26 protein-coding genes are annotated in these 25,041 nt (G+C 30.0%); 12 read left to right on the forward strand and 14 right to left on the reverse strand.

Translation table 11 applies throughout. The annotated features are described in order from the left end of the window. Window positions 1–83: 83 nt before the first annotated feature. Window positions 84–1,028 carry a GSCFA domain-containing protein gene (locus GQ540_RS08310; RefSeq protein WP_291799964.1) on the forward strand — a complete coding sequence of 315 codons (945 nt, stop codon included), beginning with the start codon at window positions 84–86 and terminating at the stop codon, window positions 1,026–1,028. 48 nt (window positions 1,029–1,076) lie between these two features. Here GQ540_RS08310 and GQ540_RS08315 read toward each other — a convergent pair whose 3' ends face one another. From GQ540_RS08315 to GQ540_RS08325, 3 genes are all read right to left on the reverse strand, one after another. Continuing rightward, window positions 1,077–1,388, reverse strand: a complete 312-nt coding sequence (locus tag GQ540_RS08315) for a rhodanese-like domain-containing protein (protein WP_291799966.1) — start codon at window positions 1,386–1,388, stop codon at window positions 1,077–1,079. Between the two features lie 64 nt (window positions 1,389–1,452). Beyond that, window positions 1,453–3,204 (reverse strand): aromatic amino acid hydroxylase, encoded by a 1,752-nt coding sequence (locus GQ540_RS08320; RefSeq protein WP_291799968.1) that lies wholly within the window; start codon window positions 3,202–3,204, stop codon window positions 1,453–1,455. 116 nt (window positions 3,205–3,320) lie between these two features. Further along, complete coding sequence (locus GQ540_RS08325) at window positions 3,321–3,737, reverse strand: ankyrin repeat domain-containing protein (RefSeq protein ID WP_291799970.1); 417 nt, start codon at window positions 3,735–3,737, stop codon at window positions 3,321–3,323. A gap of 268 nt (window positions 3,738–4,005) precedes the next feature. Between GQ540_RS08325 and gpmI the strand changes: the two genes are divergently transcribed. Both gpmI and GQ540_RS08335 read left to right on the forward strand, forming a co-directional pair. Continuing rightward, window positions 4,006–5,523 carry a 2,3-bisphosphoglycerate-independent phosphoglycerate mutase gene (gpmI, locus tag GQ540_RS08330; RefSeq protein WP_291799972.1) on the forward strand — a complete coding sequence of 506 codons (1,518 nt, stop codon included), beginning with the start codon at window positions 4,006–4,008 and terminating at the stop codon, window positions 5,521–5,523. A gap of 34 nt (window positions 5,524–5,557) precedes the next feature. Beyond that, window positions 5,558–6,085, forward strand: a complete 528-nt coding sequence (locus GQ540_RS08335; RefSeq protein ID WP_291799974.1) for a thioredoxin family protein — start codon at window positions 5,558–5,560, stop codon at window positions 6,083–6,085. Between the two features lie 76 nt (window positions 6,086–6,161). Here GQ540_RS08335 and GQ540_RS08340 read toward each other — a convergent pair whose 3' ends face one another. Continuing rightward, complete coding sequence (locus GQ540_RS08340; protein WP_291799976.1) at window positions 6,162–7,430, reverse strand: acetyl-CoA hydrolase/transferase C-terminal domain-containing protein; 1,269 nt, start codon at window positions 7,428–7,430, stop codon at window positions 6,162–6,164. A gap of 165 nt (window positions 7,431–7,595) precedes the next feature. Here GQ540_RS08340 and map point away from each other — a divergent pair, with 165 nt between their 5' ends. From map to GQ540_RS08355, 3 genes are read left to right on the forward strand one after another with little or no spacing between them, the layout of a single operon-like run. Then, complete coding sequence (gene map, locus GQ540_RS08345; RefSeq protein WP_291799978.1) at window positions 7,596–8,399, forward strand: type I methionyl aminopeptidase; 804 nt, start codon at window positions 7,596–7,598, stop codon at window positions 8,397–8,399. Window positions 8,400–8,412: 13 nt separating this feature from the next. After that, on the forward strand, window positions 8,413–8,739 hold the full coding sequence (locus GQ540_RS08350) for a cupin domain-containing protein (RefSeq protein WP_291799980.1): 327 nt from the start codon (window positions 8,413–8,415) through the stop codon (window positions 8,737–8,739). Between the two features lie 8 nt (window positions 8,740–8,747). Next, complete coding sequence (locus GQ540_RS08355; RefSeq protein WP_291799982.1) at window positions 8,748–9,512, forward strand: class I SAM-dependent methyltransferase; 765 nt, start codon at window positions 8,748–8,750, stop codon at window positions 9,510–9,512. A gap of 1 nt (window position 9,513) precedes the next feature. On the opposite strand, the gene GQ540_RS08360 is transcribed toward GQ540_RS08355, so the two are convergent. Next, window positions 9,514–10,500, reverse strand: coding sequence for an FAD:protein FMN transferase (locus GQ540_RS08360; protein ID WP_291799984.1), 987 nt, complete (start codon window positions 10,498–10,500; stop codon window positions 9,514–9,516). Window positions 10,501–10,634: 134 nt separating this feature from the next. On the opposite strand from GQ540_RS08360, the gene GQ540_RS08365 reads away from it, so the two are divergent. Further along, entirely contained in the window at window positions 10,635–11,477 is an 843-nt protein-coding gene (locus tag GQ540_RS08365) for an OmpA family protein (RefSeq protein WP_291799986.1), read from the forward strand. A gap of 44 nt (window positions 11,478–11,521) precedes the next feature. Here the strand turns inward: GQ540_RS08365 and GQ540_RS08370 are convergent, their stop codons facing one another. The 7 genes from GQ540_RS08370 to GQ540_RS08400 all read right to left on the reverse strand — a co-directional run bounded on the left by GQ540_RS08370 (window position 11,522) and on the right by GQ540_RS08400 (window position 17,968). Then, window positions 11,522–11,899, reverse strand: coding sequence for a Na(+)-translocating NADH-quinone reductase subunit F (locus tag GQ540_RS08370; protein ID WP_291799988.1), 378 nt, complete (start codon window positions 11,897–11,899; stop codon window positions 11,522–11,524). Between the two features lie 77 nt (window positions 11,900–11,976). Then, window positions 11,977–13,287: an NADH:ubiquinone reductase (Na(+)-transporting) subunit F gene (gene nqrF / locus GQ540_RS08375; protein ID WP_291800049.1), complete on the reverse strand. Its 1,311-nt coding sequence runs from the start codon at window positions 13,285–13,287 to the stop codon at window positions 11,977–11,979. A 2-nt stretch (window positions 13,288–13,289) separates the two neighbouring features. After that, window positions 13,290–14,003 carry an NADH:ubiquinone reductase (Na(+)-transporting) subunit E gene (gene nqrE / locus GQ540_RS08380; RefSeq protein ID WP_291799990.1) on the reverse strand — a complete coding sequence of 238 codons (714 nt, stop codon included), beginning with the start codon at window positions 14,001–14,003 and terminating at the stop codon, window positions 13,290–13,292. A gap of 5 nt (window positions 14,004–14,008) precedes the next feature. Then, window positions 14,009–14,656 (reverse strand): NADH:ubiquinone reductase (Na(+)-transporting) subunit D, encoded by a 648-nt coding sequence (locus tag GQ540_RS08385; RefSeq protein ID WP_291799992.1) that lies wholly within the window; start codon window positions 14,654–14,656, stop codon window positions 14,009–14,011. Window positions 14,657–14,659: 3 nt separating this feature from the next. Next, complete coding sequence (locus GQ540_RS08390; RefSeq protein WP_291799994.1) at window positions 14,660–15,406, reverse strand: Na(+)-translocating NADH-quinone reductase subunit C; 747 nt, start codon at window positions 15,404–15,406, stop codon at window positions 14,660–14,662. Between the two features lie 2 nt (window positions 15,407–15,408). After that, the gene (locus GQ540_RS08395) at window positions 15,409–16,614 is read right to left on the reverse strand and encodes an NADH:ubiquinone reductase (Na(+)-transporting) subunit B (RefSeq protein ID WP_291799996.1); all 1,206 of its coding nucleotides are present in this window, start codon (window positions 16,612–16,614) and stop codon (window positions 15,409–15,411) included. Window positions 16,615–16,618: 4 nt separating this feature from the next. Continuing rightward, entirely contained in the window at window positions 16,619–17,968 is a 1,350-nt protein-coding gene (locus GQ540_RS08400; RefSeq protein WP_291799998.1) for a Na(+)-translocating NADH-quinone reductase subunit A, read from the reverse strand. Between the two features lie 191 nt (window positions 17,969–18,159). Here GQ540_RS08400 and GQ540_RS08405 point away from each other — a divergent pair, with 191 nt between their 5' ends. Genes GQ540_RS08405 through GQ540_RS08415 form a run of 3 tightly spaced genes read left to right on the forward strand, consistent with a single transcriptional unit; the run spans window position 18,160 to window position 21,015 of the window. After that, window positions 18,160–19,404 (forward strand): DUF5103 domain-containing protein, encoded by a 1,245-nt coding sequence (locus GQ540_RS08405; RefSeq protein WP_291800000.1) that lies wholly within the window; start codon window positions 18,160–18,162, stop codon window positions 19,402–19,404. 49 nt (window positions 19,405–19,453) lie between these two features. After that, on the forward strand, window positions 19,454–19,840 hold the full coding sequence (apaG, locus tag GQ540_RS08410) for a Co2+/Mg2+ efflux protein ApaG (protein WP_291800002.1): 387 nt from the start codon (window positions 19,454–19,456) through the stop codon (window positions 19,838–19,840). Window positions 19,841–19,842: 2 nt separating this feature from the next. Beyond that, window positions 19,843–21,015, forward strand: coding sequence for a DUF3667 domain-containing protein (locus GQ540_RS08415; RefSeq protein ID WP_291800004.1), 1,173 nt, complete (start codon window positions 19,843–19,845; stop codon window positions 21,013–21,015). Here GQ540_RS08415 and GQ540_RS08420 read toward each other — a convergent pair. After that, entirely contained in the window at window positions 21,012–21,719 is a 708-nt protein-coding gene (locus GQ540_RS08420; RefSeq protein WP_291800006.1) for an NRDE family protein, read from the reverse strand. The two genes, GQ540_RS08415 and GQ540_RS08420, sit on opposite strands and share 4 nt — an antisense overlap. Before the next feature lie 108 nt (window positions 21,720–21,827). Here GQ540_RS08420 and pruA point away from each other — a divergent pair, with 108 nt between their 5' ends. Beyond that, a complete protein-coding gene (gene pruA / locus GQ540_RS08425) occupies window positions 21,828–23,456 on the forward strand; it encodes an L-glutamate gamma-semialdehyde dehydrogenase (protein ID WP_291800008.1) in 1,629 nt (542 codons plus the stop codon). A gap of 74 nt (window positions 23,457–23,530) precedes the next feature. Here the strand turns inward: pruA and GQ540_RS08430 are convergent, their stop codons facing one another. Continuing rightward, window positions 23,531–23,710, reverse strand: a complete 180-nt coding sequence (locus tag GQ540_RS08430) for a hypothetical protein (RefSeq protein ID WP_291800010.1) — start codon at window positions 23,708–23,710, stop codon at window positions 23,531–23,533. Between the two features lie 165 nt (window positions 23,711–23,875). Here GQ540_RS08430 and GQ540_RS08435 point away from each other — a divergent pair, with 165 nt between their 5' ends. Then, window positions 23,876–25,033, forward strand: coding sequence for a hypothetical protein (locus tag GQ540_RS08435; RefSeq protein ID WP_291800012.1), 1,158 nt, complete (start codon window positions 23,876–23,878; stop codon window positions 25,031–25,033). Window positions 25,034–25,041: the final 8 nt, after the last annotated feature.

Below are 25,041 nucleotides of genomic sequence, written 5' to 3' on the forward strand. Positions count from 1 at the left end.
TCGTCACCCTGAACTTGATTCAGGGTCTCATAAAAAGATGCTGAAACAAGTTTAGCATGACGATAATTGTACAACTATATAAAATGAATTTCAGAACCAACATTCAACTTCAAAAAGAACGTAATCAAATAGATTATACTTCTAAATTGATGCTAATTGGTTCTTGCTTTTCAGAGAACATCTACAAAAAATTAAATTACTTTAAATTTAATGCTGTAAGTAATCCGTTTGGGATTTTATTCAATCCAATTGCTATTGAAAATCTAATTACAAAAGCTATAAATGAAGAAATATATTCAGAAAAAGATATTTTCCAATTAAATGAGCGTTGGCACTGTTTTGATGCACATTCTGATTTAAGTTCTAGTGATAAAAACGAATTACTTCAAAATTTAAATGAGACAATTTTAGCAACAAATAAACAACTAAAAGAAGCTACACACATTATAATTACACTTGGTAGCTCTTGGGTATATCGTTTTATTGAAACAGGTGTAATTGCTGGAAATTGCCATAAAGTACCTCAAAAAAAGTTTTTAAAAGAGTTACTTTTAGTAAAAGAAATTATTGCTTCATTAGAAAATATGTGTGTCCTTATTAAGGATGTAAATCCATTAATAAACATTGTTTTTACTGTAAGTCCAGTTCGTCATTTAAAAGATGGTTTTGTTGAAAACTCTCAAAGTAAAGCACATTTATTAGCTGCCATTCATCAAATTACGGATAAAAGGAATAAGCTTTATTACTTTCCTTCGTATGAAATTATGCAAGATGATTTACGTGAGTATCGTTTTTACAATAGTGATATGATTCACCCTAATGAAACTGCAATTAATTATATTTGGGAACAGTTTCAATATGTTTGGATTGATGAAAAAATAGTAACTATTCAAAAAGAAGTTGATACAATTCAAAGAGGGTTGGCACACAAACCTTTCAACTCAAATTCTGAACAGCATAAAAAGTTTATAGCAGATTTAGAGAAAAAAAGAAAAGATTTACAAAATAATTATAATATTAAGTTATAACAAAAAAGAGAAGCTACAGCTTCTCTTTTTTGTTATATATGACTTATTTTATTTTACAAATTTGTCTACGTTTTGCCAAGGTCCTCCATTAATTACATCAATACCCTGTTGTTTTAAAAAGGATGTTGCTTGTCCACTTCTAGCACCACTTCTACAAACAGCAATTACCTTTTTATTCATAGCTTTAATTTCTGCAACTTTACTTGGTATTACATTTAAAACAATGTTTTTTGAACCGCTCACATGTCCGCCAGAAAACTCTTCAACAGTTCTAACATCAATAACAATTGCACCATCATTTAAATATTCTTCAATAGACTCTCCACCAGTATCGCCTCCAAATAAACCGAAAAAACTCATTTTTTTAATTTTAATTTAGGCGCAAATATAACTGTTTATATGTAAATTTTGGTAATGAAGGTTACTAATTATTTTTTTTGATTAATTTTAAACCTCTATCTATGAGTTGAGTATATTTCTTAAGTTCCTTTAATTGAGTTAAATAATTTAATAATTCTAATTCTAATTTGCTTTTTGAGTTATAAACAAGTTCAAAAATTTCTAGAGGTAATAACCAATCTGTGCTGTAATTTCCTTTAAGAATTACAAAAACAGAAGTCAGTTTATCAATGTCTAAAACTATATTTTTGCGCATTTTAGCAACTTTTTTGTACAATTTGTGGAGCTTTAATTCTTTTGCAGAATACTTAATCTTATGCGTTTTTTCTTTAGAAAGTTTACCAATATTTTTGAATGAATTTGCAGAAGCTGGCCCTGCGTAAGCTGAAGTTATTTCTTTCCCAACAGCCATATCGTAAATTCCCCATTCGGGTTTAAAAAGCACTGTGTTATTGTGTGTAACAGTACAGTTTTTAAAAGAAATTAGTAGAATTTTCCCTTTCAAATCTCGTTTTCCAGTAATTACTTCTCCTTCAATTTTAATATTTCCTTCAAAAACTAACGTAGTTTTTTTTGCTTCATAAATTCCATAAACTTCTAAATCTTTAGGAAACATATCTTCTATGGCTAAATTAATGCCTTTTAATTTCCCAACGGGGCTTCCAAAACCTTCTGAATGGTAATCTATTCCGTGACCTATTAATTCTTTATCTCTACTAGCTAATGCAGTATTTCCACTTGTTTGAATATAGATTGGCTTCTTGTTTTTATCAACAATAACATTTGTAAAAACTCCTGAAACTTGTATGCCTGTACTTAATTCAATTGTTCCTAAATTTTTAGAATCTATTAATTTTTGAATACCATTTAAGCCACCTTTTCTTAATGCCATTTTATTAGCAAATTCCTCTAAAACAAAACTTAGATGTGCGAAATTTGGAGTTACAAATAATTGAGGTTGAGGTTTTGTAATATCAAAATTTTGTGTGGCAGCCTCAATAGTATACTGAACTTTTTTCACTTGTTTTGTCAAACACCATTTACTTTCTCCAATAGATGAAAGTAATCCTGCACCATAAATTTTTGGAGAATTTAAACCTCCAATTAAACCATATTCAACTGTCCACCAATGTAAATTTCTAATTTGAGCCATTTCAGAAAGCTCACCCATACTATTTTGTAACTCTTCAACTATTTGTTGAGCTTTTATTATTTCACCTTCTGAAGAATTTGGATCTTCTTTTAAAATAGAAAGCAATCGAATAGCTTCATACATTTCAAAATCTTTGGCTGATGAAATTGCTTTGCAACCAATTTCTCCAAATCGTCTTAAATATTCAGCATACTCGGGATTTGCAATAATTGGTGCGTGACCCGCAGCTTCGTGAATTATATCTGGGGCAGGTGTATATTCAATATGTTCTAATGTTCTAATATCTGATGCAATAACTAAGACATTATAAGCTTGAAACTCCATAAAAGCATTTGGCGGAATAAACCCATCAACTGAAACTGCTGCCCAACCAATTTCTTTTAAAATACGATTCATTCCTTCCATTTTTGGAATGTTATTGGTTAAAATTCCAGCTTTTTCTAATCCATCAATATATGATTCATGAGCAATTGTGCTTAAATTATCAATATTTATTCGCATTACATAACGCCAAACTGCTTGGTTTTGCGCTGTGTAATTTTTATAAGGTTGTTTAACAATAAATTTGTGTAAGTGTTTTGGCAACCTTTTGGTTACTTTATTAAATTTTATTGCTTTTGACATTTATTTCATTTTATGTTGGTAAGTTACAAATTTTTAAAAATTGAGTTGTAAACCATTCATAAAATAAAAAAGGCCGAATATTAAATTCGACCTAACAATAACAATTTGAATAGATGTTATTTTCTATTTCTTCTTTTTCTTCTTTTTTGATTTTCTAATGCAGACTCTATTATTTCAAAGGCATCATTAGCATTAGAAAGTTCAGCCCATCTTAAAGCCGTAAATCCTTTTCCGTCAGATTTAACTTTTAATTTTGCACCATTATTAATTAATAATTTGGTGATTTTGGCTTTATTATGTCTTGCTGCATACATTAATGGTGTTAAACCTACAGACTTTTTGTTAACGTCTATACCGTCTTCAATTAAAGATTTTACTGTTTCATAATCTCCCATTTGAATAAGTTTACAAAAAGCATTAACGCTCATTGTATACGTTGAAGGTGTAATTTTAAAATTATTATTAGGAGTTTCATTCTTTGCAGAAACCAAAATAACAGATAGTAAGGCGATTGATAAGATTATTTTTTTCATAATGTTTAATAGATAAAAGTTAATATAGTTTTTAATAAAGACGACAAAACCAGCTATTTGTTATGCTTTAAAATCTTAATTAACAACTCCTTAACAGCTATTTGATGTGAGTACACTAAAAAGTGATATAAATGAGTGATTTTCTTTGTGCTTTAAAAAATTCCCGCAATCGTTTTAGTAAATTTCAGATGAATTTAAGACCTAATAATAAAGTTCTTACGTTGAATACTTCGTATATTTGGCATTCAAAAAATAAATAGATATTCTGATGAATAAGAAAGTGATTTTAATGATTTTAGATGGTTGGGGAATTACACAAGACCCAAAAGTTTCAGCAATTTTTAACGCACAAACTTCTTATATAGATAGTTTATACAATAGTTACGCAAATGCAAGTTTAAGAACTGACGGTGAACATGTTGGATTGCCTATTGGGCAAATGGGAAATAGTGAAGTTGGTCATATGAATTTAGGTGCTGATAGAATTGTGTACCAAAACTTAGTTAAAATTAACATGGCTGTTGAAAATAAAACGTTGGGAACAGAAAAAGTTTTACTAGATGCGCTTTCTTATGCAAAAGAAAACAATAAAAATATTCATTTACTAGGCTTGGTTTCTAATGGTGGAATTCACTCACATATAAATCATTTAAAAGGATTGTTAGACGTAGCTGCTGAAAACAATGCTAAAAATGTGTTTTTACATGCATTTACTGATGGTAGAGATTGCGACCCGAAATCAGGAGAATATTTTATTAATGACATTCAAGAGCACATGACCAAATCAGCAGGTGAATTAGCTTCAATTACGGGGCGTTACTATGCGATGGATCGTGATAATCGTTGGGAGCGTGTTAAAATAGCCTATGATGCTTTGGTTAATGCTACTGGTACAAAATCTACCAATGCAGTTGAAAGCATTAAAGAAAGTTATAAAAATAATGTGACTGATGAATTTATCAATCCAATTATTATGATGGATGAAAAAGGCAATCCGAAAACACAAATTAAAGCAGATGATGTTGTTATTTTCTTCAATTATAGAACTGATAGAGGAAGAGAACTTACAAACGTTCTTTCACAAAAAGATTTTCCAGAGTTTGATATGAAAACTTTGCCTTTGCATTATAATACAATGACAAATTATGATGAAACTTTTACAAATATCAATGTAATTTATAATTCAGATAATTTAAAAGAAACTTTAGGTGAAGTATTAGAAAAAGCCGGTAAAAAGCAAATTAGAATTGCTGAAACTGAAAAATATCCACACGTAACATTTTTCTTTTCAGGAGGAAGAGAGCAAGAGTTTGAAGGAGAAAAAAGATTGTTATGTCCATCGCCAAAAGTTGCAACATATGATTTACAACCAGAAATGAGCGCCTTTGAAATTAGAGATGCAATTATTCCTGAATTAAATAAAAAAGAAGTCGATTTTGTATGTTTAAACTTCGCAAATGGAGATATGGTTGGGCATACAGGTGTTATGGAAGCCGCTATTAAAGCTTGTGAAGCAGTTGACCAATGTGTGAAAGATGTTGTTACAGTAGCCAATGAAAACGATTATACAACGTTAATAATTGCTGATCACGGAAACTGTGAAATTATGATGAATCCTGATGGTTCTCCTCATACATCACACACAACAAGTCCAGTTCCATTTATTTTAGTTGACAAAGATTTAAAGAATATTGAAAGCGGTGTTTTAGGAGATATTGCTCCCACAATTTTAAAATTAATGGGCGTTGAACAGCCTAAAGCAATGACACAACATTCTTTAATATAATTTTGTAGTTTTACTGAAATTAATTTTAAAAAAAATGAAAAAAATACTTTTAAGTTTTGTTTTAATAGTTTCAATAAGTTGTGCTGCGCAAAAAAATGAAGAAACAGCTGTAATTAATGCTGATGGCTATTTAGTTGGTATTGTCAACAAAGAAAGTTTTCTTCAAAAACCTTTTAATGAGTGGTTTAATTTTAATTACGAAGATTATAAATTAAATAATGAGGTTATAGAAAAGTTAAAACCATTATTAAAAGAAGTAACTATAAAAGCATTTATGGGAACTTGGTGTGGTGATAGTCAAGAGCAAACACCGGTTTTTTATAAAATTTTAGACGCGGCTGATTTCAATTATAATAGTTTAGAATTTATTGCTGTTGACAGAAATAAATCTACACCTGATAATTTACAAGAAGGTTTTGAAATTGAAAGAGTACCAACTTTTATTTTTTATAAAGAAGGAAAGGAAATAGGTCGTTTTGTTGAATATCCTAGAGAAACTGTTGAAAAAGATTTTTTAAAAATAGTAAGCGGAGAACCTTATAAACATTCATACGAAGATTAATTTCATCAAATTATAAACAACAAAAAGCCGATATTCAAAATATGAATACCGGCTTTTTTCATCTTTGGGTTATTTTTTATTTTGGTGCATCAAAATATTCTCTTTCAATACGCTCTCTATGATCTGGATGAGCTATTTTTACCAACTCATTTAATCGTTGTTTTATCGTTTTTCCATACAAATTGGCAACACCATATTCTGTTACAATATATTGTACGTGAGCTCTTGTAGTTACAACCCCAGCACCAGGATTTAAGAACGGAACAATTCTACTAATACCTTTATTAGTCATTGAAGGCATTGCAATAATTGCTTTTCCGCCTTCGCTTAATGAAGCACCTCTAATAAAATCCATTTGTCCACCAACTCCTGAATACATTCTTGTTCCAATAGAATCAGCACAAACTTGACCTGATAAATCTACTTGTATTGCAGAGTTTATAGCAACCATTTTTGGATTTTTTCTAATAATAGCTACATCATTCACATAATCGCATGACCGCATTTCAACAAACGGATTATCATCAACATAATCATATAATCGCTTTGAGCCCATTAAAAAAGTTGCAAGTGCCCTACCTGCATTAACACCTTTAAAATTGCTATTAATAACATCTTTTAAAATTAAATCAATCACTCCATCTGAAAACATTTCAGTGTGTAATCCTAAATTTTTATGATTTCCTAATCTTGATAATACTGCATTTGGTATTGAACCAATTCCCATTTGAAGTGTGCTTTTATCGTCAATAAGCTCAGCAATATGATCACCAATTTTATTTTCAACCTCATTAGGTGTAGGCAAAATAAATTCAGGTACTGGTCTGTCAACTTCAACAAAAGTATTTAATTCAGAAATATGAATAATTCCTTCCCCATGTACACGTGGCATTTGATGATTTATCAATGCAATTACGTGTTTAGCATTGTCTATTGCTGCTAAAATAGCTTCAACAGAAACTCCTAAAGAACAATATCCATGTCTGTCTGGAGGTGAAACTTGAATAAATGCGACATCAAGTGGTAAAATGTTTCGTTTAAATAATAATGGCACTTCACTTAAAAAAACGGGTGTATATGAACCATTTCCTGCTTTTAAAGTATGACGAACATTATGGCCTATAAACAATGAATTTACATGAAAACTATCTTTATATTTTGGATCTGCATAAGGTGTTTCTCCTTCCAAATGTAAGTGACAAACTTCTACGTTTCTTAATTCCTCATGTCTGTTTGTCATTGCATCAATTAATTCTTGAGGAACAGATGCTGCCGCCTGAATATATATTCTATCGTTAGATTTTATAACTTTTACAGCTTCTTCAGCTGTTACTGCTTTATACATAGTTTATGTATTTAAATTATTTTGCAAATTTACGAATGATTTTCATTATAAAAACTGTTAAATATCACCTTTTAAAGGACGTCATCTTTTTATTATTAAAGCAATATTCAAACTTTGAAATTATTATTTTTAAAGTACCTTTGCACAATAAATTAATAGGATAGAATGATAGTAATTAAAACTCGTGAAGAAATTGAATTAATGCGCGAAAGTGCCTTAATTGTATCTAAAACTTTAGGAATGTTAGCTAAAGAAGTAAAACCAGGTGTTTCTACTTTATACTTAGATAAATTAGCTGAAGATTTTATTAGAGAACAAGGAGCAATACCTGGGTTTTTAGGATTATACGATTTTCCAAACACGTTGTGTATGAGTCCTAATGCGCAAATTGTACATGGAATTCCAAGTGATAAACCAATGGAAGATGGTGATATTATTTCTATAGATTGTGGGGCTTTAAAAAATGGTTTTTATGGAGATCACGCTTATACTTTTGAAGTAGGAAATGTGGCGTCTGAAACAAAAAAATTATTACAAATTACAAAAGAGAGTTTATACGCTGGTATTCGTGAATTTAAAATTGGGAATAGAGTAGGAGATGTTGGTTTTGCAATTCAAAATTATTGTGAAAAACACGGGTATGGAATTGTTAGAGAACTTGTAGGTCATGGTTTAGGAAGTGAAATGCATGAAGATCCTGAAATGCCAAATTATGGACGTAGAGGAAGAGGTAAAAAGTTTGTTGAAGGAATGGTAGTTGCTATTGAACCAATGGTAAATTTAGGAACACAACAAATTAACCAATTAAATGATGGTTGGACAATCTTGACAAAAGACGGGAAACCGAGCGCTCATTTTGAACATGATGTTGCCATTGTAAATGGTAAACCAGAGCTACTTTCAACGTTCAAATATGTATATGAAGCTTTAGGAATTGAAAGTAATGAAGAAGATGAGTTTAGACAATAAATAATTTTGAAGTATGTTTAAAGAGATTTTAAAAATTGAACAAGTTGAAGTGATAAAAGGTTTTAAAGGCCGTTTTTTTCACACTAATAGTTCAACTATTGCATTTTGGGAAATTGAAAAAGGTTCAGTTTTACCCGAACATTCTCACATACATGAACAAACTACACAATTAATTGAAGGTAAGCTTGAAATAACAATTAATGGCGAAACTCAAATTTTAAAACCAGGTACAATTGTAAGCATTCCGCCAAATGTTACTCATAGCGGAAAAGCTTTAACAGCTTGTAAATTAACAGATACTTTTTGCCCAATACGAGAAGATTATAAATTTGATTCATAATATAGTTTTTGAAAAAGTTATTTAAATTAATACTAAATATTATTCCACGGCCAATTTTAATTAAAGTTAGTTTTTGGGTACGCCCATTAATTGCTTTTTTTTTGAAAGGAACAACGTATACTGATCCAATTGATGGTAAAAGTTTTCGAAAATTTTTACCTTATGGTTATGGTATTCAACGCCCAAATGCATTATCCCCAAGTACATTTTCGTTAGAGCGTCATAGATTACTTTGGTTGTATTTAAAAAATGAAACTGATTTTTTTTCGAAACCTAAAAAAGTATTGCATATTGCTCCTGAACAATGTTTTTTAAAGTTATTTAAAAATCAAAATAATTTAGACTACACTACTGCAGATTTATACTCACCAATTGCTGATGTTAAGGCTGATATTTGTAATTTACCTTTTGAAGATAATACGTTTGATGTTGTTTTTGCCAATCATGTTTTAGAACATATTGAAGATGATAAAAAAGCAATGCAAGAATTGTATAGAGTTCTAAAGCTTGGAGGAATGGGAATTTTTCAAATACCGCAAGAATTGGAACGAGAAACAACCTATGAAGATTTCTCAATAACTTCACCTGAAGAAAAGAAAAAACATTTTGGACAGTATGACCATGTTCGTATTTACGGAAGAGATTATTTTAACCGCCTACGAAAAGTTGGTTTTACTGTAAATGAAGTTAATTACTCTAAAACAATTTCTGGCGATTTAATAAGGAAGTACTGTTTAGTAAAAGGTGAAGTTTTACCTGTTTGTTTTAAATAAATTAGTCATTAAAATTAGCTGATTTATATAGTTGCATTTCCCCTTTATCATTCGCATAAATTAAAAATGCTTTTAGCGAAGTGTTCTCTTTTAAAAACTCTTGAGATTTTTCTAAACCCATAGCCATAAATGCAGTTGCGTATCCATCAACATCTGCACAGTCTGTTTTACAAATAACTGAAGCACTTAGTAAATTACTCTCTGTAGCAAAACCTGTTTTCGTATTTATAGTGTGAACATATTTTGTGCCGTCAGCTGTTGTTCTAAACTTTCTGTAATTTCCTGAAGTAGCCATAGATTCATTACGCAACTGGATAGTAGTTGCAAAAGAACGCGTACCATCTTCATTAGGTTTTTCTATTGCAATTCTCCAAAATTTACCATGTTGGTTTACGCCTCTTGCTCTAATTTCACCACCAATTTCAACCATATAATTTTTAACTCCTTCTTGTTCAAAAACACGCCCAATAATATCAACTAAATACCCTTTGGCAATAGCATTAAAGTCGAAATATATTTCAGAGTATTGCTTAATTATTCTTCCATTTTTAAGACTTACTTTGTCAAAACCAACATAGGTTAAGAGTTCTTTTATTTTTGCTGAGTCTAAATTTTCAATAGCTTTTTCAGGTCCAAAACCCCAAGCATTTACTAATACTCCAACAGTAGGATCAAAATCACCATTTGTATTTGTATAAATTTTCTCTGATTTAAAAAATACTTCTTCAAAAAAATGATCAACTACAATAGTAGTATCACCTTTATTAATTTTTGAAATATCTGATGTTGGAATATATGTAGAAACTGATTTATTAACAGCTTTTATTAAGCTATCAATTTTAATTTGAAAGTTTAAATTACTTTCTGAAACATATTTAATTGAAAATGTAGTTCCAATTGCGTTTCCTTTAAGAATTTTTAAATTCTCATCTTTTTTTTCGCAAGAAAAAAATACAATTACTAATACAAGAACCAATACGTTTTTCAAAATCCTATTTTATAAAAATTCAATTTAACAAATATACAATTTTAGAATATCATAAAATCTTCATAATTTATTTTTAAACTGTAATTTCTAACATTCTTTTTTTTAACTTTGTTTTTACTAAAGTATATTAAATTATGAAAAAATTATTTGTGTTAGTTGTTACAACTTCTGTAATGTTAAGCTCTTGTGTGTCACAAAAAAAATACACTGAATTGGAAGGGAATTACAACAAAAAAAGTCAGGAATTAGTTGATTCTAAAGCTGATTTAATGAAGTGTAGAATTGAAAATGAAGGAAAAATATCAGCACTAGAACAACGTGTGATTGACTTAAAAAACGACAAAGAAAAGACGTTAGAATATGTAGATAATTTAACTGTTTTATCTAAATCTGCTTCAGATAATATTAAAGAAACCTTATCTCAAATGGGTAAAAAAGATGAGTATATTACGTATATTCAAAAAGCAATTACTCGTAAAGATTCAATTAATTTAGCGTTAGGGTTTAAATTAAAGAAAGTTTTAAAAGATGGTTTACATGATGATGATATTCAGGTAAATGTTGAAAAAACGGTTGTTTATATTTCTATAGCTGATAAATTGTTGTTTAAAAGCGGTAGCGCAACAATTTCAAGTGAAGCTAAAACAGTATTAGGTAAAGTTGCTGAAGTAATTGCGGCACAACCTGAGTTAGAAGTTATGGTTGAAGGATATACAGATAATAAAAAAGTTATAAGTAACGCAAGCATTAAGGATAATTGGGATTTAAGCGTGAATAGATCTACGTCAGTTATAAGAGTCTTGCAAAATGATTTTAATATTGAGCCAAGTCGTTTAATTGCTGCTGGTAGAAGTGAGTATATGCCATTAGAAAGTAATGATACTGTTGAAGGTAGATCTAGAAATAGAAGAACTCGTATTGTTTTAATGCCAAAACTTGAACAATTCTTTGACTTGTTAGAAAACAAAGTAGAATAATAAAATTCTTATAAATATAAAAACCACACTTTAAGTGTGGTTTTTTAGTTTAACTCAACATCTAACAATTGTAAGCCCTCGTATTGTAATAAGTATTCTTCATTTAAATTTGGTGGTGCCTTTTTGTTATCCTTGTGTCCAATTCCAACACCTGCAAACACAACTTTGGCATTGTTTTTTCTAGCATGAATTTTAAAAGTCTCCATCCAAATAGCATCATAACTTATTGGTATATCATTAACCTGAGTTGTTTTGACTATTACAAAAAACCGTGTATTATTTTTATCTATACAAACAAATTGAGGATTTCTTTTTAATTGACTATTCACAGCAATAAACTCATAGCCTTTTGCTTCTAAATCTTTCCCAACTATGTTCATAGCTAAGTTGTGTATTTCTTGGTCAGTAAGAGGTCTACTCATTTAAAAATTGTTTAAAAAAAATCCGATACAAAGGTATCGGATTTAATTTTGTGTATCAATTTGATTCAAATTATTGATTATCCACCAAAGTCATCAAACCTAATATTTTCGTCTGCTAAACCAAAGTCTTCACCCATTTTTTGAACAGCTTTGTTCATTAATGGTGGTCCACAGAAATATAATTCAAGATCTTCAGGAGCTTCATGTTTAGATAAGTACTCATCAATTACTGCTAAGTGTACAAAACCGGTAAAACCATCTCCATCAGTATCATTTGCATCTTTTTTATTCACCCAATTGTCTTCAGGTGCAGGTTCAGATAGTACTAAGTAAAATTTAAAATTAGGAAACTCTTTCTCTAATTCGTAAAAATGATCTAAATAAAACAATTCTCTTTTAGAACGACCACCATACCAATATGTAACTTTTCTACCTGTCTTTAATGTTTTGAATAAGTGATATAAATGAGAGCGCATTGGTGCCATACCAGCTCCACCACCAACGTATAACATTTCAGCCTCAGATTCATTAATGAAAAACTCGCCATAAGGTCCAGAAATAGTTACTTTATCACCTGGTTTACGTGAAAATATGTATGATGATGCAACACCAGGGTTAACATCCATCCATCCGTTTTTAGCTCTATCCCAAGGTGGCGTAGCTATACGAACGTTTAACATAATTTCTTTTCCTTCAGCAGGATATGAAGCCATAGAATATGCACGTTCTACTAATTCAGTATTTTTCATTTTTAAATTCCAAAGACCAAATTTATCCCATTCAACCTGAAACTTATCTGCAGTTTCATGTTCTTCAGGATGTGCTGTAATGTCCATATCCTTAAAGTCAATTTCACATTCAGGTATTTCAATTTGAATATACCCTCCAGCTTTGTAGCCCATATCTTCAGGAATTTCAACAACAAATTCTTTAATAAATGAAGCTACATTGTAGTTTCTTACAACGGTTCCTTCCCATTTCTTAATTCCAAAAACTTCTTCAGGAATAGAAATATCCATATCTTGTTTCACTTTTACCTGACAAGATAAGCGAGCGCCATCTTTTAATTGTTTACGAGTAAAGTGAGGTGTTTCGGTTGGTAAAGCTTCACCACCACCTGAATGTACGTGACATTCGCATTGTATACAAGTTCCACCACCACCACAAGCAGAAGGCAAAAATATTTTTTCAGCACTTAAGGTTGTCAATAATGAACTTCCTGATGCAACTTCAATTTCTTTCTCTCCGTTTATTTTAATTTTTACAGGTCCGGATGGTAATAGTTTTTGTTTTACATATAATAATACTGCAACTAATAATAGTGTTAAAACTAAAAATGCTACTACGGTTGCTACAATTGTACCTAAGGTATTTGCTGCTAATATCATCATTATTCGTGTATTTCTTTTTCGTTATTTGCTATATCAATAGCTTCTTTTACTGCTTCAATTTGTACAGTTTCTGTTTCTTTAGCTACTTCTTCTTCACCTCCTGTTAGCATTCCACCAAAACTCATAAAACCTATGGCCATAAGACCCGTAATAATAAATGTAATTCCTAAACCTCTTAATGGAGCAGGTACATTTGAATATCTAATTTTTTCACGAATAGCTGCTATTGCTAAAATTGCTAAAAACCAGCCTATTCCAGAACTAATACCATAATTTAATGCTAGACCTACTGTTTGAATTTCGCGAGATTGCATAAATAATGAACCTCCTAAAATAGCGCAGTTCACAGCAATTAATGGTAAAAATATTCCCAATGAGTTATATAATGATGGTGAAAATTTTTCTACTATAATTTCTACTAATTGTACCATTGTTGCAATGGTAGCAATAAACATAATAAATGATAAGAAACTTAAATCATATACTGCATATTCAGGCCCTAACCATGCTAAAGCGCCATCTTTTAATATATATGTGTCTAATAACCAGTTTAAAGGAACTGTAATAGCCATTACAAAAATAACGGCCACTCCTAATCCTACTGCAGTTGATACTTTTTTAGATACAGCTAAGTATGAACACATTCCTAAGAACGTTGCAAACACCATGTTATCTATAAATATTGCCTTAAAAAATAATTCTAAATGTTCCATATTCTTTAGTTATCTTCAATTAATGCTTCATTTCTTGAGCGTTGTACCCATATAATTATTCCTACAGTAATTAATGCCATTGGTGCTAATAACATAAATCCGTTATTTTCATACCCATACGCATATACTCCAGTTTTCTCAATAGAATCACCTAACACTTTAAATCCTAGTAATGATCCTGATCCTAACAATTCTCTAAAAAATCCAACAATTATTAAGATTAATGCATACCCTAATGCATTTCCAATACCATCTATAAACGATCTAAGAGGTCCGTTAGCCAATGCAAAGGCTTCAAAACGTCCCATAATAATACAGTTTGTAATAATTAAACCAACAAAAACAGATAACGTTTTACTTAGTTCATATGCAAATGCTTTTAATACTAAATCAACAATAATTACAAGAGTTGCAACTACAATAAGCTGTGCTATAATTCTAATTTTTGATGGAATTATATTTCGCATTAATGATATTGTAAGATTTCCTAAACCCATTACAAATAATACTGCCACTGACATTACGATAGACGCTTTTAACTCAGCTGTAATTGCCAATGCAGAACAAATACCTAATACTTGAATAGTAATTGGGTTATTATCTGCTAAAGGGTCTGTTATTAATTTTAAATCTTTTTTTGATAAAAGTCCCATAAATTATTGCTTTAATGTTTTTAAATATGGTAAATACATTTTCAAATCTTTTCTAAGCATTGCTGCTAATCCATCACCGGTGATAGTTGATCCTGCTATTGCATCTACTTCGAAATCAGTTTTATCTAAATTTTTCGGATCTGAATTTCCTTTAGATACTGAAATTCCTTTAAATAAATCTCCGTCTAAAAAGTGTTCACCTTTAAAATCATCCATAAAAAAACGTTCTTTTATGTTTGACCCTAATCCTGGAGTTTCTCCAGCGTGATCAAAAAATACTCCCTGAACTACCAGTTGGTTGTCTACAGCAACATATCCCCAAATTGCATCCCATAATCCTTTACCTCTTACTGGAATAATATAATATTGAATATTATCTTTCATTCCCATAAATAATGGTAGTCTACGTTGGTAGTTTTCATTTTTTGCAGCTGCAGTTTCTTTTTTAAGGTCTATTAAATAAGCCATATCATCTTCAACAACATCAGTTCCTGTAATTATTAGTTGTTTTGTAATATATGTTGAAAACTCACTTGCTACTTTGTCTTTTGATACAAACTTAACGCTTGTTTCATCATTTTCATTAACACCCATTGCGTATAAAATATTTTGTTGCTTTTCTATACGTTTATTTTCTGTGATTTTCCCTTTTAAGGATGATGCTAAAAAAGCTAGTAATGCTCCTACTATAACAACCATTCCGGTTGTGAATAGTATTGTATATAGGTTACTCTCTGTGTTTCTTGCCATTTTTATGCTGTTTTTGCTTTTAAACGTTTTAGCCTTTTTTTAACATTTCCTTGTACTATATAATGGTCAATAGTAGGTGCAAATACGTTCATTAATAAAATTGCTAACATTACACCTTCAGGATATGCCGGATTGAATACACGTATTAAAATTGAAATAAATCCAATTAAAAAACCATAAATCCATTTTCCTTTATTTGTTTGTGAAGCTGTTACAGGATCAGTTGCCATAAATACAATACCAAATGCTAAACCACCTATTAATAAATGGTGCCAAAATTCTGTACTCATAAGACTGTAGAATTTACTTCCTTCATTTATCCAACCAGCATCAACTACTGCATTAAAAATAAGTCCCATTACTAAGGCTCCAACAACAGCTGATAGCATTATTCTCCAACTTCCTACTTTGGTAAATATTAAATATAAACCCCCTAATAATATTAAAAGAGCAGATGTTTCACCTACTGAACCTGGAACAAACCCATAGAACATATCCCAAGTTGAATACACAAATTCTTTACCTTGAGCTAAACTTCCTAAAATTGTTTCACCTGAAATAGCATCTGGAGTTCCTTGCATTGCTTTCGCTCCTGTTACCCATACTTTATCTCCACTCATCCAAGTTGGATAAGCGAAAAACAAAAATGCTCTTATAGTTAATGCTGGGTTTAAAATATTCATTCCTGTACCTCCAAAAACTTCTTTCCCTATTACTACACCAAAAATAACTGCTACAGCAAGCATCCAAAGAGGCGTATCAATTGGTACAATTAGCGGAACTAACATACCTGTTACAAAATAACCTTCTTCTACTTCGTGTTTATTAATAGTTGCAAATATTACTTCTATTCCTAATCCAATAACGTAAGAAACAATTATAAGTGGTAATAATTTTAAAGCTCCAACAGAAAAATTATCAAAATTCCAAAAATCGCCGCTAAAGAATGACATTCCTTCTGGAAAACCATTAATTGCAACATCTTGCTGAAACCCAACATTAAACATTGCAAATATTAAAACTGGAATTAGAGGTAAAATAACATTTGTCATTGTACGCTTTAAATCATCAGCACCTCTCAAATGTCCTCCTGAATGAGTTGTCTCTTTAGGTGTGTAAAAAAGAGTGTGGATAGCACCAAATGTAGTTTCCCAATTTGTACCCTTAGTCTTTTCACTAATATTATGTAATTTATCTTTTAATCCCATAATTTTATCCTATTTCTTTTAACATTAAGTCTAAACCTTTTCTTATAATTTCTTGATGTGGTTGTTTAGAAACACAAACAAATTCAGTTAAAGCAAAATCTTCAGGAGCTACTTCATACATTCCTAATTGCTCCATTTCATCTAAATCTTTATACATACAAGATTTTAGAATTTGCATTGGGAAAATATCTAATGGAAAAACATCTTCGTAATTACCTGTAACAACAAATGCTCTATGTTCACCATTTGTATTGGTGTTTAAGTCGAACTTTTTATTTGGGAATAACCAAGAAAAAGTTAAAGCTCTTGAAGTTGAAATCTTATTAAAAACTGGGATTGTCCATCCAAAAAATTCATAATCATCTCCTTCAGGAATTACAGTTACCATATTATTATAATAACCTAAAACCCCTTTTAAATTTTGAGTAGTTCCTGTTAAAACATTTCCACTTATAATTCTTGAATTACCTTCATTTAATTTACCATCAACAATTGAAGAAATAGAAGAACCAATTTTAGTTTTGTAATATTTAGGACTTGTAACAAATGAACCTGCTAAAGCAATAATACGCTCAGCATTAAATTTACCTGTTAAAAGAAGTTCACCAATAATAACTAAATCTTGTGGTGCAACTGTCCAAACTACTTCACCTTTATTTATAGGATCTATTTGAGCAATTTGAGTACCAACATTCCCAGAAGGATGTGGTCCAGAAACTTTATGCAATGTAATATCACTTAAGACTGAAAGTGGCGAATTTGATTTTTCCCCTACAGACACATGAACTTCACCAGAAGTTAGTTTACTTAAAGCTGTTACTGCTGCTTGTAATTCCTTTTCTTTGCCAGCTAATACGTAATCGTAATCAGCAGCTAAAGGTGAACTAGCATACCCAGAAACAAAAATTGCTTTAGGTGTTTTTGTAGGGTTTGCAATTACAGCATAAGGTCTTTGCATAATAAATGGCCAACAACCAGCCGCTAATAAATGACTTTTAATAGCATCAGCTTTCATTGTTTTTGGATCTTTCGCTCCAAAATCAAAAAATTGTTGTTCTTTATCAGCTTGAATTTTTACTGCTAATATTTTTCTTTTTTCACCACGTATAATATCAATTACTTCACCACTAACTGGCGAAGAAAATTTCATTTCTTCATTAGCTTTATTAAAAAGAACTGCTTCACCAGCTTTTAATTTTGCGCCAACTTTTATTGATAATTTTGGAATAATACTGTGGAAATCTTCAGGCCTTAATGTGTAAACATTACTAGATATTGCATTTTCGGTAACTTTCTCGGATTCACCTTTAAGCTTAATATCTAAACCTTTTTTAATTCGAATGTCTTTTGACATATTTATAGTTTATTTAATAGTCGTTGAAAACGGTGCAAAAATAGCAATTAATAGTATAAATTTTCCTTTTTTTAACAATTTTTTCTGTAACATTTATTATCCTTCTTTGTCAATTTTAGTTTTAGTACTTTTACAGTTGACCTTTTGGTATAAAATTTGTTGATTCAACTGATAAATAAACTGTTGTTACCTTGAAAAAATATCTTTTCCTTTTCACTTTTGTGTGTATTATTCAATTAGGTTTTTCACAATCTAATTTTATGGAGCCTAATTATATTAAAACTATTGTTTTTAAACCTGCAGCTTCAAATAGTTACGCGCCAATTATTAAACTTGGTGAAAGAATAAATTTATCTTTTGATGATTTAAATGCTAATGAACATGATTATACCTATAAAATTGAGCATTGTACGTTAGATTGGCAGGTTTCAGACTTATCTGAATCTGAATTTGTTCACGGTTATGCTGAAGATAGAATTAGAGATTATGAAAATTCTTTTAATACGTTACAACCTTACACAAATTACAAATTAAGTATTCCAAATGAAGATACTAGAATTAAAATATCAGGTAATTATATGTTGTCGGTTTTAAATGAAGATGAAGAACTAATTTTTAAACGTCATTTTGTAGTGTATCAACCAAAAGTAACAGTTGGTGTTGCTGTTTATAAAAGTAGAGATATTTCAACTATAAATACCAAACAAGCAGTTGAATTTAATATCAATCATCCAGATTTTAGAATTAACAATCCTGATAGTGAAATAGTACCAGTATTACTTCAAAATAACAACTGGAAAACTGCAATTTCAGGTTTAAAACCTCAATTTTATAGAGGTACACAACTATTGTATAAGTACAATAAAGAAACTAGCTTTTGGGGAGGAAATGAATTTTTATATTTTGATTCAAAAGACATTAGAAGCTCAACATTAAATATTGCTACTGTTGAGCTAGGAAGAGATTTATACAATACATATTTATACACAAATGAAGAACGAATAGATTTACCTTACACGTTGTTTCCTGATGTAAATGGTAATTTTATTGTTAGAACATTAAATGGTGGAAATAATAATACTGATGCAGATTATAGTTGGGTTCATTTTTCATTAAAAAGTCTTGAAAACCTTGATAGGAAAAGTATTTTTATTCAAGGGGATTTTAATAATTGGGAGTTAAACGAAACGAATAAACTTCATTATAATTCAGAATCTGGTTTATATGAAGCGTCCATATTATTAAAACAAGGATTTTATAACTATCAATACGTTACTAAAGATAAAAATAACGTAGTAAGCAATCATGATATTGATGGTTCTCACTACCAAACCGAAAATGATTATACTGTTTTGGTATATTACACAAAGTTTGGAAGCAGATATACACAAGTAATAGGTGTTGGTTTTGGTAATTCACAAAAAATTAACAATTAACTTTTTAAATTTAGTATATTTGAGTTTAATAAGAAAGTAGTAAGTTGTTATGGTACAGCAAGTAACAAATGGTATAAAAATATCAGTAATATCTAATTTTGAAGGCACAAGCTATCGAAATTACAAGTTGTATTATGCATTTAGTTACCAAGTTACTATTGAAAATCAAAGCAATGAAACAGTACAGCTTTTAGAGCGCCATTGGAAAATATATGACTCATTAAATACTACAGAAATTGTTGAAGGGTCTGGCGTTATTGGAAAAAAGCCAATTCTAAAACCATCGCAAACACATACGTACACTTCTAATTGTTTTTTAACTTCACCAATTGGTTCAATGAGTGGTTTTTATAATATGGTTAATTTTGCTACTACAAAAACATTTAAAGTTTTTATACCTACGTTTCAATTAATGGTTCCTAATATTAGTAACTAAAAATGAAATTTAAACTTATCAAATTCAAACCCAAAAAAAATGTTATTCAAGCTAAAGGTTTGGAATGCTTAAATTGTGGACAACCATTAATAGGCCAAGAAAATTTCTGCTCGTATTGCGGTCAAAAAAACACAACTAAAAAGCTAACCTTTAACAATTTTATAAGTAACATATTTTCTGGATTTACTTCTTACGATTCTCGTTTTTGGAAAACTTTTATCCCGCTTTTAACAAAACCAGGGAAAGTTTCAAAAGATTATATTGAAGGTAAAAGATCTCGGTTTGTAAACCCTTTTCAACTCTATTTAAATGTTTCTATTCTCTTCTTTTTATTGTTAGGAATTACAACTAAAATTGATGAAAATAAAAACCCCGTAAATAATATTATTGAGAATACTAAAAATTTAGATTCATTAACTCAAAAGGGAACAAAACAATTAGATTCAATTTTAGAAAATGCTCAAGATCAACTTGTAAAAGGCAATCCAAAAGATTCAACCAAAGCAAGGGTAATAACAGATTTTGGTGAAGCATTTAAGCTTATTGAAAAAGAAAGCAACAAATCTAAAAAAGAATTTACATTAAACATGTTGTCCGATTCTATTAGTAATTCAAATGGTTTTTATAGTAAAATTCAAAAATTCATTAATTATAATAAAAAATTCCCTGAATACACAAATCTACAAGCATTAGATAGTTTAGGTTATGAAAAAACATTTGGAAATAAATTTTACTATCAGCAAGTTGTAAACATTACCAAAAAGATAGAACAAGTACAATTAGACGGAGGGAAAAGTTATTTTAAAACCCTAACCTCTTATATTTCTATTTCTCTTTTTGTTTTCTTACCAATTTTCACACTGTTTTTAAAAGCGGTGTACTTTAGAAGAAAGTTTACATATATGGAACATTTGGTTTTTGTTTTTCATACACAAACTGTTGTATTTTTACTTTTTGTGATTTATTATTTATTGAACTTATTTGTTGAAATGGAATCTACTTGGTGGGTAATTATTCTTTTGTTCTTATTGTATTTATACAAGGCTTTACGCCATTTCTATGAGCAGGGAAGAGTTAAAACAGTTGTTAAATTTATTATTTTAAACAACTTTTATTTATTCTTAGGGTTTATTGGGTTTGCAATAGTTTCAATACTTTCATTTATTATTGGCTAAAATTCAGACACTATTTTTTCTTCATGAACAACATCTTCATATAACATTTCAATAGTACCATTTTCTTTTTTTACGGAAGTAATACTCACTGTTTCAACATAAGAACGTTTCATTAAAATTGATTGCGATTTATCACCAATTTCTGAATGATGAAAATTTAAAATTTCTTTTTGATTAAACTTGTTTTTAGTAGTTGTAACCCAATCTTTAAACCATTGTTTTCTAACTTGTTTTATTTCATCAGTATACAATGTTGATGACGACCAAATTTTAGGTTCATTTTTAAGTTTATTGAAATATTTTTTTTCCGAATCCCAAATCAATTCATGCAAATTTAATTGTTTATCATTCCAATCTATAATTACCATTGTAAATGGCTCAACATCTTCTAAATCAGATTTTTCAATATAATTTTTAAAGTTTGAAGTTTGTAATATTTCTTTACCAATAACACCTCTGCTTTTTTTATAGGTATCTTTTTTTACGTGTTTGATAAAGGCTCCGTTTAAGATACAAATTAACCTGTTTTTAGAGCTTGTTCCAATCCAAGTTCCACCTGCAATTTTATCCTTCGGAAATAACATTTTAATATTATTTTCTTTATAAATAGCAGGAGGCAATGTTTCGCGTAATCGTTGCTCATCTCTATTAGAAGTTAAAATGAAGTTATTATGAGCCAAAGGCAAAAAAGTAACAGTACACATGCTATTAAAATTAGTTTATTGAGTATTAGTTTGCGGCAAAAAAAACAAAACCTATTTTGTAACTTTGCAGAGCAAATTTAAATAGAAATAACTTTAAAAAATAATATAATGGCTACAGGATTTTATAAAGTACCAAAAGCAGTTAACGAGCCTATAAATTCATACGCGCCGGGAACTCCAGAGCGTAAAGCTTTGTTAGACACTTACAAAAAAATGTACAACGAGCAAGTTGACATTCCTTTTTATATTGGAGGTAAAGAATATAGAACAGGTAATACAATAGATATTCATCCACCACATGATCACAAACATACAGTTGGAAAATATCATACAGCAGAAAAACAACATATTGAATTGGCAGTTGAAAAAGCTGCTGAGGCTCGTGTAAAATGGGCAGCAACAAGTTGGGAGCATAGAGCAGCAATTTTCTTAAAAGCTGCAGATTTATTAGCCGGACCTTTCCGCTATAAAATGAATGCAGCAACAATGATTGCACAGTCTAAAAACGTAATGCAAGCTGAAATTGATGCAGCTTGTGAATTGATTGATTTTTTACGTTTTAACGTAGAATTTATGACTCAAATTTACACCAATCAACCAGAATCTTCTCCAGGAATTTGGAACCGTATGGAATACCGTCCGTTAGAAGGTTTTGTATATGCAATTACTCCTTTTAACTTTACAGCAATTGCTGGTAATTTGCCAGCGGCACCTGCTTTAATGGGGAATGTTGTTATTTGGAAACCTGCAAGTTCACAAGTATATTCAGCACAAGTAATTATGGAATTATTTAAAGCTGCTGGTTTACCTGATGGTGTTATTAATATGGTAACAGGAAATTCAGGAATGATTACGGATGTTTTATTAAATAGTTCAGATTTTTCTGGAGTTCATTTTACTGGTTCTACACCGGTATTCAATAGTTTTTGGGAAACTATTGGTAAAAACATGAATAATTATAAAACGTATCCTAGAATTGTTGGTGAAACTGGAGGGAAAGATTTTATTTGGGCGCATCCTTCTGCAAATGCACAAGAAGTTGCAACAGGAATTTCAAGAGGAGCTTTTGAATATCAAGGTCAAAAATGTTCAGCAGCTTCAAGAGCTTATTTACCAAAAAGTTTATGGGGAGATATAAAAACGTCTATTTTAAAAGATATTGCATCATTTAAAATGGGCTCTCCTGAAAATCCTTCAAATTTTATAAATTCAGTTATTGATAATAGAGCTTTCAAAAAACTATCTGGTTATATTGATGAAGCAAAACAAGATGCTGATGCTGAAATTATTGCGGGTGGTGGTTATGATGATTCTGTTGGGTATTTTATTGAACCAACTGTAATTGTGACTACAAATCCACAATACAAAACAATGGTTAATGAGTTATTTGGACCAATTATCACTATTTATGTTTATGAAGATGAACAATGGGAAGAAATGTTAGATGTTGTTGATAAAACAAGTGAATATGCGTTAACAGGAGCAATATTTAGCGGTGATCGTTATGTTATTGACATTGCAACTAACAAATTAGAAAATGCCGCTGGTAATTTTTATATTAATGATAAACCTACCGGTGCAGTTGTTGGTCAACAACCATTTGGAGGTGCAAGAGGTTCAGGAACTAATGACAAAGCGGGCTCTGTTTGGAATTTATTACGTTGGGTAAGTAACCGAACTATTAAAGAAACGTTTGTAACGCCTACAGATTACAAATATCCATTCTTAGGAGAATAAGCAACAAACTTTATACAATCAAAAAACTCGCCGAAAGGCGAGTTTTTTGATGTACTAATTGTTTAAATAATTTATTATCCTTTTTGTAATTTATCAGCATCAGGTAATAAACCAACTAATTCTTGAGGGTTATGAATTAGAACAGGTATATGTTGCGGACAAATATAAAATTCGCTTTCTTGATAATAAAATTTTGTTACAGGTGCTTCAGTAGATGATGTTTTACACACCAAACATTCTTTAACTCTACTCATAATTGTTATTGTTTAATTTAAGACAAATTTACCTTTTATTGTTTGTTTAAAAACTAACATTTGTCATAATTTCAAATTTTATGTGATAAGAGTGAAGTGCGTACAACTTTCATGCAAATTAGTCGTTAACAATTTAAACCAAAATCTTAACAATATATTTATTTAATGAAAAAAATATTTCTTTTCTTTTTTTTAATTTATGGAGTAATAAATGCCCAAAATAAAGCTCATAAAGGTTGGGATTTACTTGATAAACCAATTAAAAGAGCACATTGGAGTTGGCAAAATTATGCGTTAAAAAGTGAATTAGAACAAGATGCATATTTAGATTTTTGTTTAAATAAATCTATTTCCGATATATATATGTTTTGTATTCCTTCATGGAAAAGTAAAACACTTCAAAAGGGTGAAATTGCATCCGAAGAAAATCAAGAAAAAATTGTAAATTTCATACAAAAAGCAAATAATAGAGGTGTAAAAGTTTGGGGATTATATTATAGTTTTTTAAAGCCATTATTTAAACCTAATGGGAAACCCGATTTAAGAAAATCTGGCAGGCAAAAACAGTCTATTGATTATATGGGGAAAACTTCTGAAAATGAACATGTTATTGCAGCAAAAATAATTATGGATGCTGTTGGAAAATTTAACTTGAAATATCCCAAAAGTGGTTTTCATGGGGTTCAATTTGATCAAGAACCTAGAAGTAAAGAATATTTAGTTCCGTATTTAGAGTATTGTGAAGCTGCAACTAAAAAAGTTGAAGAGTGGAATAAAAAATTACTAAAAAATAGCGCAAGACCTTTTGTGCATTCAGCAGCATTAAGACCAAGTTGGGTGAGTAGAACTAAAGTTACTTGGAACGGTTCAAGTAATTATGTTGCTTATCACTATATGTCATTTTCAAAACATGGTGCTTTAATGAATTACACAAGTAATAATGATAGGTTTATTAAATTGGCAAGTACGTTGCTTAAATGGGCTGATGAATTTGATGATGATAAGTTTGTTGCAATAGGAGTTGAAACCGATAATATAGTTGGTAAATGGAAAACAGCAAAAAATGAAACGTATTACGATGAAATTGCAAAAGAAAATAGAAGAACTCGTTTTAATAAATTTGAAGCCGATCTAGATAAAGCTGAACAACAATTTTTAAAATTTAAATCGTACGATAGAATTGCCATTCACTCCGCTGGGTATATTGAACATTGGTTTAAAGGAAAAAGAGATTTTAAAATAATTGGAAGAGCACCTAAAAATACATTGTTTTCAAATTTAAAAAATGATGCATCTCCAAATGCAATTATTAGTAATGAATAATTGATTTT

Origin of the sequence: Lutibacter sp. (assembly GCF_013139515.1) — a bacterium.
Classification (GTDB): domain Bacteria; phylum Bacteroidota; class Bacteroidia; order Flavobacteriales; family Flavobacteriaceae; genus Lutibacter.

Excerpts from the sequence above, each read along its gene's own strand:
- GQ540_RS08430 (WP_291800010.1), bottom strand. The coding sequence starts at position 23,710 with ATGAGTAGAGTTAAAGAATGTTTGGTGTGTAAAACATCATCTACTGAA.
- GQ540_RS08370 (WP_291799988.1), bottom strand. The coding sequence starts at position 11,899 with ATGAGTAGACCTCTTACTGACCAAGAAATACACAACTTAGCTATGAAC.
- GQ540_RS08350 (WP_291799980.1), top strand. The coding sequence starts at position 8,413 with ATGTTTAAAGAGATTTTAAAAATTGAACAAGTTGAAGTGATAAAAGGT.
- apaG (WP_291800002.1), top strand. The coding sequence starts at position 19,454 with ATGGTACAGCAAGTAACAAATGGTATAAAAATATCAGTAATATCTAAT.
- GQ540_RS08395 (WP_291799996.1), bottom strand. The coding sequence starts at position 16,614 with ATGGGATTAAAAGATAAATTACATAATATTAGTGAAAAGACTAAGGGT.
- GQ540_RS08390 (WP_291799994.1), bottom strand. The coding sequence starts at position 15,406 with ATGGCAAGAAACACAGAGAGTAACCTATATACAATACTATTCACAACC.
- GQ540_RS08340 (WP_291799976.1), bottom strand. The coding sequence starts at position 7,430 with ATGTATAAAGCAGTAACAGCTGAAGAAGCTGTAAAAGTTATAAAATCT.
- GQ540_RS08320 (WP_291799968.1), bottom strand. The coding sequence starts at position 3,204 with ATGTCAAAAGCAATAAAATTTAATAAAGTAACCAAAAGGTTGCCAAAA.
- GQ540_RS08385 (WP_291799992.1), bottom strand. The coding sequence starts at position 14,656 with ATGGGACTTTTATCAAAAAAAGATTTAAAATTAATAACAGACCCTTTA.
- GQ540_RS08365 (WP_291799986.1), top strand. The coding sequence starts at position 10,635 with ATGAAAAAATTATTTGTGTTAGTTGTTACAACTTCTGTAATGTTAAGC.
- gpmI (WP_291799972.1), top strand. The coding sequence starts at position 4,006 with ATGAATAAGAAAGTGATTTTAATGATTTTAGATGGTTGGGGAATTACA.
- pruA (WP_291800008.1), top strand. The coding sequence starts at position 21,828 with ATGGCTACAGGATTTTATAAAGTACCAAAAGCAGTTAACGAGCCTATA.
- GQ540_RS08435 (WP_291800012.1), top strand. The coding sequence starts at position 23,876 with ATGAAAAAAATATTTCTTTTCTTTTTTTTAATTTATGGAGTAATAAAT.
- nqrF (WP_291800049.1), bottom strand. The coding sequence starts at position 13,287 with ATGATATTAGCAGCAAATACCTTAGGTACAATTGTAGCAACCGTAGTA.
- GQ540_RS08325 (WP_291799970.1), bottom strand. The coding sequence starts at position 3,737 with ATGAAAAAAATAATCTTATCAATCGCCTTACTATCTGTTATTTTGGTT.
- map (WP_291799978.1), top strand. The coding sequence starts at position 7,596 with ATGATAGTAATTAAAACTCGTGAAGAAATTGAATTAATGCGCGAAAGT.
- GQ540_RS08315 (WP_291799966.1), bottom strand. The coding sequence starts at position 1,388 with ATGAGTTTTTTCGGTTTATTTGGAGGCGATACTGGTGGAGAGTCTATT.
- GQ540_RS08310 (WP_291799964.1), top strand. The coding sequence starts at position 84 with ATGAATTTCAGAACCAACATTCAACTTCAAAAAGAACGTAATCAAATA.
- GQ540_RS08335 (WP_291799974.1), top strand. The coding sequence starts at position 5,558 with ATGAAAAAAATACTTTTAAGTTTTGTTTTAATAGTTTCAATAAGTTGT.
- nqrE (WP_291799990.1), bottom strand. The coding sequence starts at position 14,003 with ATGGAACATTTAGAATTATTTTTTAAGGCAATATTTATAGATAACATG.
- GQ540_RS08420 (WP_291800006.1), bottom strand. The coding sequence starts at position 21,719 with ATGTGTACTGTTACTTTTTTGCCTTTGGCTCATAATAACTTCATTTTA.
- GQ540_RS08415 (WP_291800004.1), top strand. The coding sequence starts at position 19,843 with ATGAAATTTAAACTTATCAAATTCAAACCCAAAAAAAATGTTATTCAA.
- GQ540_RS08400 (WP_291799998.1), bottom strand. The coding sequence starts at position 17,968 with ATGTCAAAAGACATTCGAATTAAAAAAGGTTTAGATATTAAGCTTAAA.